The following is an 8,773-nucleotide window of genomic DNA, read 5'->3' as shown; positions in this document are numbered from 1 at the left end:
CGAGACAATCCCCGGAGGTGCCTTGCGCTCGCTGGCACCAGAGCCGGTAGCGCTCGGCCAACTCCACGTCGGCCTGGGTCAACGTGCCGTCCCAGTCGCCCGGCCCGGTGGGCACCAGCTTCTTGTCCCTCAGCAGGTACAGGTAGTTGCCGCTCATCGGGTCTATCTGAAACGTCCGCTCCGCCGTCTGGCGTGGGGTGCCCGTGAGCCGGACCTGGCGCGCCAGCTTCCTCATGGCCTGCTGGTACTCTTCTTCCTCCAGCTCGACGGGCTGCGCCTCCACGGTACGGGGAATCTGGATGACCCCCTTGCCCCGCTCCGTCTCCACGCGGACACGAGGGACTCCCGCACAGCTGACCATCACCGCCAGCAGCAGCGGATTGAACCGCCACAGGATGCGCCACAGCATGGGTACTCCCTTCAACGTGAGCAGGGGAACAAGCTGGAGGGCTGCTTCAGGGGGGAGGAGGAGTGGCTGGGTAGTGCGCCGTGGCCCCACCTATTAGAGGCTACTGGGGGACGCGCGTACCGTTGCGGTCGAACTCCCAGCGCTCGCCAGGATCCGTGCCCGGCTTGAGGAGGAGGCGCGGCTCGCTGTCTACCTGGATCATCCCAACATCGCCCGCGTGCTCGGGCGGGCCGAGTCCCAGGGCGTTCTCTACGTCCTCTCGGACGTCACCGCCGCGATGATGCGCGGGGGCTGCCTGTCCGCGGGGTTGGCGCTCTACGTGGGCGCCGAGGCCGCGAGTGCTCTCCACCACGCGCACACGCGCACGGACGAGCGAGGCCACTCGCTCGGCATCATCCACCGCGACGTGAACCCCGCACGCATCTACCTGCGATGGGACGGCTCGGTGAGGCTCACGGATTTTGCGCTCTCCCGCTCGCTGCTGCCGGGCCGGGTGGCCACCTCGCTGCCCCGCCCGCAGGGGGATGCCTACTATGGATCGCCCGAGGCCCTTCTGGGCGAGCCGATGGATGCACGCTCGGACCTGTCCGCGCTTGGCCTGGTGATGCGCATGTACAAGGACGTAGGAGGCCCCACGGCGCAGGACTCAAAAACTCCCGCCGCTGCACGCTCCCGGAGCCCCACGGCACGACGCCGCAAGCGCCCCCCTCTTCCTCGGCACATCCAGAGCCGCGAGAGCCGGTTGCCTGCCACCATTGGCCAGGGGGCGAGGCTGGCACGCGCACGGGCGGGGCTGACTCAGGCAGAAGTTGCCGAGGCGCTCGGAAGTGAAGGCAGGGGCTGCGGGCCCGCTGTCCTGGGCGCGTTCAAGAGTCCCAGTGCCGGTGTCTGTGGTGCAGGTCGGAGACATGCGGATGATCGTGCGTGAACGAAGCGTGGCGGTGTGGATGGCTGTGAGGTTCGGCAGAGTCCATCCCGGGCGCGTGGGCGTGCTGGTGGTGCTCGTCGTGGGCGTGCAGGTGGTCGTGCTCTAGGGGGTCGTGAGTGTGGCGGTGGGCGTGACGTGCCCTGACAAGAAGGACGACGCCTAGTGCCATCATCAACAGCGCTCCCACCTCGCGAACGCTTAGCCGGTCCCCCAAGATGATCACCGATGAGAGTGCGCCGACGAACGGAGCGGAGGCAAACAGCGCCGCCTCCCGGGCTGCGCCGAGCAACCGCAGCGCGTACACGTCTAGAAGGATGCTCACGCCATAACAGGCCAGCCCCACCGCCCCGGCAATCAACAGGTGCCGCCCGCCCGGCATCTTTGAGCCCAGCACGAGAGCAAGAGCCACGTTGCAGGCACCAGCCCCTAGTGCCTTCACTTGGACGAGTGCCACCGGATCGCGCAGGGAAAGCCGCTGCGTGAGGTTGTTGTCCAAGCCCCAGGCCAAGCACGCCCCAGCCAGTGCGAGCACCCCCAGCCCGTCCGCGTGAACCTCCCCCCCTTGGAAACTCAGCAGGGCCGCAGCAGCGACGATGACGAGAGCCGCTAGGGCCTCCCGTCTTCCCAGGTGCTCGCGGAAGAAGACCACGGCCAGAGCGATTGTGAAGGGAGCTTCCAGGTTGAGCAGCAGGGAGCCCATGGATCCGGACACGCGCCCGAGTCCCACGAGCATCAACACGGGCCCCACCATGCCACCTGCAACAATGACCCCCAGGAGGGGGACAAGATCGCTGCGGCGTAACTGTGCCTCGCGCCGGGAGTGCCCGATCCGGCTCCACCGCGAAGCGAGGCGAAGAACCAGCAAGCCGAGTCCTGCACCCAAGTAGAGCACCCCGGCGAGCATGACCGGGGGACTCGTGGGGAGCAGCAGCTTTACAAGCGGCGGACTCAGGCCGAACAGCAACGCGGCCCCGATGCCACAGGCCGTGCCCACAAGGATCGGGTTCGTCCAGCGCGGGCCCTCATGAAAACGTGTGCTCACATCGCGGTTGTAGCGCTGATGAATGACACGAGCACCGGGACAATTTCACGCCGTTGTCACAACACTGACAGTTAGGCCCGGCCCACGGCACGCGCGGCATAGGCCCACCAGCACGGAGGCGGGTAGCGTCCGACTCCCATAAACCCCTGGGAGGGCAGGACATGAGACTGACGAGGCGTGAAGTGGTTGCGGGGCTCACCGTGAGCGGCGCAACTCTCGCCGTCACAGCGGGAGGAAGTGCCATGGCCGAGCAGCAGGAAGAGAAGCAGGCAGCCACGCCCCCAACGAGCGGCGGGGCCTTCGCAGGCAAGCACCCCATTACGCCGCTGCCGTTCAATCCGGCGAAGCTCAAGGGTCTGTCGGAGAAGCTCCTCCGCAGCCATCACGAGAACAACTACGGCGGCGCGGTGAAGAACTTGAACAAGGTGGAGGAGGAACTGGGGCGCTTGACCAAGGACGCGCCCGGCTTCCTGGTGGGTGGGCTCAAGGAGCGGGAACTTACCTTCACCAACTCGATGATCTTGCACGAGGCGTACTTCGCCAACCTCGGCGGGGACGGCAAGGCGAGCGGCCCCATTCAGAAGCTCTTGGCAAGCACCTACGGGGACTTTGGCCGGTGGGAAGAGCACTTCCGCGCCACTGGGGCGAGCCTTGGCGGGGGAAGCGGCTGGGTCATCCTCGCTTACAACTTCCACACCGGGGAGCCGCACACCTACTGGAGCGGCAACCACACCCAAGCTCTCGCCTTCGGCCAGCCGCTTCTCGTGATGGACATGTACGAGCACGCCTATCAGATGGACTACGGCGCGGCGGCGGCGAAATACATCGACGCCTTCTTCCAAAACCTCCGCTGGGATGAAGTGAACGCCCGCTTGGAGCGCGCCCAGAAGGCGGCGGCTATGCTTCGAGGATGAGCACCGCCCAGACAGACACTCCGGGTTCCGGCGATAGGACCGCGAGGGAGGAACCATCCAGCGAACAAGGAACGCTCACCCCGTTCACGCTGGGGGAACTCCTGCTGTATTTCCTGCGCCTCGGATCATTGGGTTTCGGCGGGCCCATCGCCCTTGCGGGCTACATGCAGCGGGATCTCGTCGAGCGCCGACGGTGGATCTCGAAACACGACTACTTAGAGGGGCTGGCGCTCGCGCAGCTTGCGCCTGGGCCGCTTGCTGCGCAGCTAGCGATCTACCTGGGCTGGGTGCGCGCTGGAGTTCTGGGCGCCTCGCTTGTTTCGCTGGCGTTCATTCTTCCATCGTTCGTGATGGTGCTGGCCCTCTCGTTTCTGTACGTGCGCTTTGGCGGACTGCCGTGGATGCAGGGGCTCTTCTACGGAATCGGCGCCGCAGTCATCGCGATCATTGCCCGCAGCGCGGTCAAACTGGTGCGGATGACGCTCGCGAGGGACGCTCTGTTGTGGGTGCTGTTCGGGGTGAGCGCGCTGGTGACCGCTTGGACGGAATCAGAAATCGTCTGGGTTTTTCTTGCGAGCGGCGTCATTGCCCTACTGGTGAAAGCGCCTCCTCGCCTCAAACGCCCTCCCGCAACTCTCTCGATGCTCGCGCCGTGGCTCGTGACCGGACTCCAGGGAGCGGCGGATACTCCGACGCTCTTCAAGATTGCCGTCTACTTCGCGGAAGCTGGCGCGTTCGTCTTCGGCAGCGGGCTGGCGATTGTGCCCTTCCTGCGCGGCGGCGTGGTCGGCCAGTTCCACTGGCTCACGGATCAGCAGTTCCTAGATGCTGTCGCGGTCGCGATGATTACCCCGGGCCCCGTGGTGATCACAGTCGCGTTCATCGGCTACCTCGTGGCGGGGCCGCTTGGCGCGGTGGTCGCCGCGCTCGGCGTGTTCCTGCCGTGCTACCTGTTCGTAATCATTCCGGCGCCGTACTACCGGCGTTTCGCAGGGAATCGATCAATCCGGGCGTTCGTGGAGGGCGTCACCGCCGCTGCGACCGGAGCGATTGCGGGCGCGGCGTTTGTGCTGGGCCGTCGGGCAATCGTGGACGTGCCCACGGTCCTAATCTTCCTCGGAACGCTGCTCGTCATCGTGAAGGTGAAGAAGCTCCCCGAGCCAGTGACGATCCTTGTCGCGGGCTTCGTCGGTTGGGGGGTCAAGGTCGCGGTGGGGAGATGAGAGCAGCGGCGGTCCTGGTGTGTGCGCTCTGTGGGGCGTGATTGACGGGGCTGGGCTGCCGGTATCCGCTGCCTCTTTCCTGTCGCGCTCCACGAACCCGCGCAGTCCTTGCCGGTTCGCTTGCTGGCCGATCGAGCGTCACCCGAGGTCTCAAGAACTTGGAGGCGCTCGGTGTTTCTTATCCCCAGCGACGCCTGTCTCCGCGAAGGCCAATACCCCTCCAGGTGTAGGAGGAGGGGCTCGTCTTCGGCGCGGGCCCGCGATATTCCGGAGGCTGACCCAGCAGGGTGGCTCGGTGGCTTGCGCACACCCTCCGGACTCAAGGAAGCTAGGGCCTGGAGGCGCTCAGGAAGAAGGGCTCCCTCCTCCTCGGTTGGGACCCTACACGTCAGGTAGGACTGGATCCGCAAAGCCCGCTTGAGCAGAATGTGTCGGATACACTGAAAAGCTGATACTTCTCCCCCGCCTGACTCCTCGTGACCAGCCCTACGCCACGGCTCCCCTTGAGCGACGAAGACAAGACTTCAGTCCTCGACGAGCGTAGTCGGCCCTCGAGCGCGCTGACGGACGAGTCGTCCGGGTCTTCCCCCTCCCAGCCCCACCTCCGGGCGGCCGACCGCCGCTCCCTGGAGCCCGCCACCCTGGTGAGGGGGCGCTACCGGATCGAGCGAGTGCTCGGTGAGGGCGGCATGGGGCGCATCTGGCTGGCGGAGGACCTCCAGGAACTGCGCCCGGTGGCGCTCAAGGAGATGCAGGTCCCCGAGGGCCTGAGCCCCTCCAAGGTGGAAGAGCTGGTGCTGATGTTCCGGCACGAGTTCTTCGCCATGACGAAGCTCCAGCACCCCGGCACCCTCAAGGTGTTCGACTGTGGGATGACCGAGGCCGGCAACCGCTTCATCACCATGGAGGTGGTGGGCGGCCAGGACTTGAGCACCGTCGCCCGCGAGCAGCTGCTCGACACGCGCACCCTCTACCGCACGCTGATCCAGATGGCCCAGGTGCTGGCCTTCATCCACGCGCGCCTCTATGTCCACTGCGACATCAAGGCCAGCAACGTGCGCATCATGGAGGATGGCACCATCAAGCTGATGGACTTCGGGGTGATGCACCAGCTGGGCACGCCGAGCCCCGGCAAGCTCAAGGGCACCCTGGAGTACATGGCCCCCGAGTGGCAGCGCGGCGCCAACATCGATGGCCGCGCGGACTTGTACTCGCTGGGGGTGATGGCCTACTTCCTCGCCACGCGCCGGCTGCCCTTCAAGCGCCAGAGCCCCGCCGCGCTGCTGTCGGATCACCTCACCCGGCCCCCGCCCAAGCCCTCCACGCTCTGCCCGGTGGATCCGGCGCTGGAGGAGATCATCCTCCTGCTGCTGGCCAAGGATCCCCGGGACAGGTTCCAGAACGCGGGCGAGCTGCTGGAGGCCCTGTGCCGCGCCAGCGGCGAGCCGCTGCCCGAGGAGCCCCTGTCGGCGCGCGCCAGCTACCTGCACGTGCCCGAGGTGGTGGGCCGCGAGCTGGAGCTGGAGCAGCTGATGAACTCGCTGGCGGAGGCGGACTGGGGCCAGTCCCACGCGGTGCTCATTGGCGCCCCCGCCGGCGTGGGCAAGTCCCGGCTGCTCCAGGAGTTCGAGCTGCAGGCCAAGCTGGCGGAGCTGGCCTTCGGCATGGGCCAGTGCCGCGCCGAGGGGCTGGCGCCGCTGGCACCGCTCACCCAGGCGCTGCGCAGCCTGGTGCCGCTGACGCCCCCGGAGCTGGCCGAGCGCCTGGGGCCGCTGCTCAACCGGCTGGTCCCCTCGCTCGCCGCGGGGCCGGTGCCCGCCTTCAAGGATGCGGGCGCGGAGCAGATCGCCATCTTCGGCGCCCTCACGGAGTGGCTCCAGGCCCTGGCGCGCAGCCACACCTTCGTCCTGTGCTTTGAAGATCTCCAGTGGGCGGACTCGGCCACGCTCGAGGTGCTCAACGTCATCATCCGCGCGCTGCACAACACCCGCGGCATGGTGGTGGGCTCGTACCGCTCGGATGCGCTGAGCCGGTTGAGCCTCGCCTTCCAGACGGTGGACGAGGGGCTCACCCAGCACCTGGAGCTGGCGCCGCTGTCCGCCCGGCACGTGGAGACGCTGGTGCAGCTGGCGCTGCCGGGCCTGCAGGTGCCTCCGGCCTTCGTGACGCGGCTGCACGCCATCACCGGCGGCAATGCCTTCTTCGCCACCGAGTGTCTGCGCGCGCTGGTGGAGATGGGCGCGCTGCGGCGCCTGGGCGGCCGGTGGATGGCCGCGGGAGATCTCTCCACGCACAAGCTGCCGGCCACCATCGAGCAGGCCGTGCTGGAGCGGCTGGCCGCGGCGCCGCCGGATCGGGTGTCGCTGCTGCGGCGGCTGGCTCCCGCGGGGCGCAGCCTGGAGCTGCCCATGGTGCGCGCCCTGGCCGGCATGCTCGAGGTGGATCTGTTCCAGGCGCTGGATGATCTGGTGGCCCGGCAGTTCCTCCAGGTGATGGAGGGCCGCTACGTCTTCACCCACGACACCGTCCACCAGGCCATCTACGACAGCACCTCGGAGCTGATGCGCAAGGCCTACCACGGGCGCGTGGCCGAGGTGCTCCAGTCGTTCCGGCACGACAACCCGCACGTGGACCGCATGGTGGGCTACCACTTCGCCCGCTCCACCCATCCGGATCGCGCCATCGAGCCGCTGATGCGCGCGGGCCAGGCCGCCATCGGGGCCAAGGCGCTGCTGGACGCCACGCACTTCCTGAAGGAAGCGGCGGAGCTGCTGGAGCAGGAGCCGCGCACCCCCGAGCGCGTCGGGCACATCATCCGCACCTGGGCCACGCTCATCGAGGTGGGCTACACGAGCGATCCGCCCACCACGCTCGTCTACGCGGAGAAGCTCTTCCGGTACTGGACGGACACGGTGGATTTAGAGGCGGGCCGCCAGGAGGCGCTCGAGCAGCTCGATGCGGCGCGCATCGCTCCCCAGCCCGAGCACGCCGAGCTGCTGCGCCACGTGTTCCGGGAGATCCCCATCGCCACGGGCATGGCGCCCGTGGAGGTCTTCTGGAAGAAGGCCGAGCTGCAGATCCTCCAGAGCATCGCCATGGCCATCATGGGCCGCACCGAGGACTTCCAGGCGCTGCTGGAGTGCGTGGAGCGCGAGCACCCGGTGGACTCGCCCTACCGGGCCGGAGCGCTCATTGCCCGGGCGGCGCTCAGCTCGCACACGGGCAAGTTCGCCGGGGTGCTCAAGGCCCAGCGCGAGCAGGTGGAGCGGCTGCGCGCCTTCCGCGACGCCGTGGAGCGCCCCTCGCCCCGGCTGGCGTGGGCGCTGGGCATGGGGTGCTACTTCCTGAACATGGTGCGCGCCCTGCGCGGCGAGCCGCTCGACACGGACGCCACGCACGACGGGTTCGAGGTGGCGGAGCGCTACGGCTTCACCGACATCCGCATCTACCACCTGTTCACCCAGATCGTCCGCGCCTCCTTCACCGGGGACGCCGCCGCGCTGGCGCCGGTGCTCGTGGAGAAGCAGGAGCTGATCCGCCGGCTGGGCAACCCGCGCCTGCCCGAGCGCAACCTCGCCATCTACACGCCTCCGTACTACCTGGAGCGCGGCGAGCTGGATCAGCTGGACGCCGTGCTGGCCCGCGGGCAGACGCTGGCCCAGGTGCTGCCCGGCGATCGCTGGCTGCAGCTCTATGTCCAGGCGTACACGGCCTGCCGGGACGTGCTCGCCCATGACGTGGACGCCGCGCGCCAGTCCCTGCCCCGGGCCCTGGAGCTGGCGCGCTCGGAGGAGTTCCGCATGGAGACGCTGGTGCGCGTCTACCAGTCCCGCTTCGAGCGCTCCCAGGGGCACCATGCCGCCGCTCGCGAGGCCGCGGAGGCCGCGCTGGCCCGGGCGCTGGCTCCGGAGCTGGAGAACCCCTTCGATGAGATCCTCGCCCGCCGGGCGCTGGCGCCGCTGGTGCCCATGGACGAGGCCCAGGGCCACCTGGCCCGCGCGCTGGCGCTGGCGGCCGAGTGCCGCAACGTGCTGCAGGTGGGGCTGGTGAACGTGGCCCTGGCCGAGCTGTGGCTCGGGAGAGATTCTCTGGAGGCCTCGCGAGCGCTGGATGCGGCCGAGCGGGCCTTCCGCACCGCGCGCGCCAACCTCTGGCTGTTCCGCGTGAACGCCCTGCGCGGGGAGCTGATGAACAAGCAGGGGCTGCGGCCCACAGCGTAGCGCCGCTCCCGGGAGCCAGTGCACCGTGGACGGGGGC

Annotated in this window: 5 protein-coding genes and 1 pseudogene; 4 read left to right on the top strand and 2 right to left on the bottom strand. The window is 68.3% G+C overall.

Going from position 1 to position 8,773, the window contains the following annotated elements; all coding sequences use genetic code 11:
* A pseudogene (locus tag ACJ8AT_RS14500) lies at positions 1–409 on the bottom strand (hypothetical protein); the annotation flags it as partial.
* Between the two features lie 103 nt (positions 410–512).
* Here ACJ8AT_RS14500 and ACJ8AT_RS14495 point away from each other — a divergent pair.
* A complete protein-coding gene (locus tag ACJ8AT_RS14495) occupies positions 513–1,337 on the top strand; it encodes a protein kinase domain-containing protein (RefSeq protein WP_407738312.1) in 825 nt (274 codons plus the stop codon).
* Here the strand turns inward: ACJ8AT_RS14495 and ACJ8AT_RS14490 are convergent.
* Positions 1,276–2,331: an EamA family transporter gene (locus tag ACJ8AT_RS14490; protein WP_407738311.1), complete on the bottom strand. Its 1,056-nt coding sequence runs from the start codon at positions 2,329–2,331 to the stop codon at positions 1,276–1,278. The two genes, ACJ8AT_RS14495 and ACJ8AT_RS14490, sit on opposite strands and share 62 nt — an antisense overlap.
* A 290-nt stretch (positions 2,332–2,621) precedes the next feature.
* On the opposite strand from ACJ8AT_RS14490, the gene ACJ8AT_RS14485 reads away from it, so the two are divergent.
* The 3 genes from ACJ8AT_RS14485 to ACJ8AT_RS14475 all read left to right on the top strand — a co-directional run bounded on the left by ACJ8AT_RS14485 (position 2,622) and on the right by ACJ8AT_RS14475 (position 8,736).
* Entirely contained in the window at positions 2,622–3,293 is a 672-nt protein-coding gene (locus tag ACJ8AT_RS14485) for a superoxide dismutase (protein ID WP_407738310.1), read from the top strand.
* Complete coding sequence (locus ACJ8AT_RS14480) at positions 3,290–4,516, top strand: chromate transporter (RefSeq protein ID WP_407738309.1); 1,227 nt, start codon at positions 3,290–3,292, stop codon at positions 4,514–4,516. The genes ACJ8AT_RS14485 and ACJ8AT_RS14480 overlap by 4 nt, the downstream gene beginning before the upstream one ends.
* Before the next feature lie 503 nt (positions 4,517–5,019).
* Positions 5,020–8,736 (top strand): ATP-binding protein, encoded by a 3,717-nt coding sequence (locus ACJ8AT_RS14475; RefSeq protein ID WP_407738308.1) that lies wholly within the window; start codon positions 5,020–5,022, stop codon positions 8,734–8,736.
* Positions 8,737–8,773: the final 37 nt, after the last annotated feature.

The sequence above is a fragment of the Hyalangium sp. genome (genome assembly GCF_045802625.1).
Taxonomy (GTDB): domain Bacteria; phylum Myxococcota; class Myxococcia; order Myxococcales; family Myxococcaceae; genus Hyalangium.
Note: the sequence above shows the minus strand (reverse complement) of the source record. Positions and strands in the feature narration are given on the sequence as shown.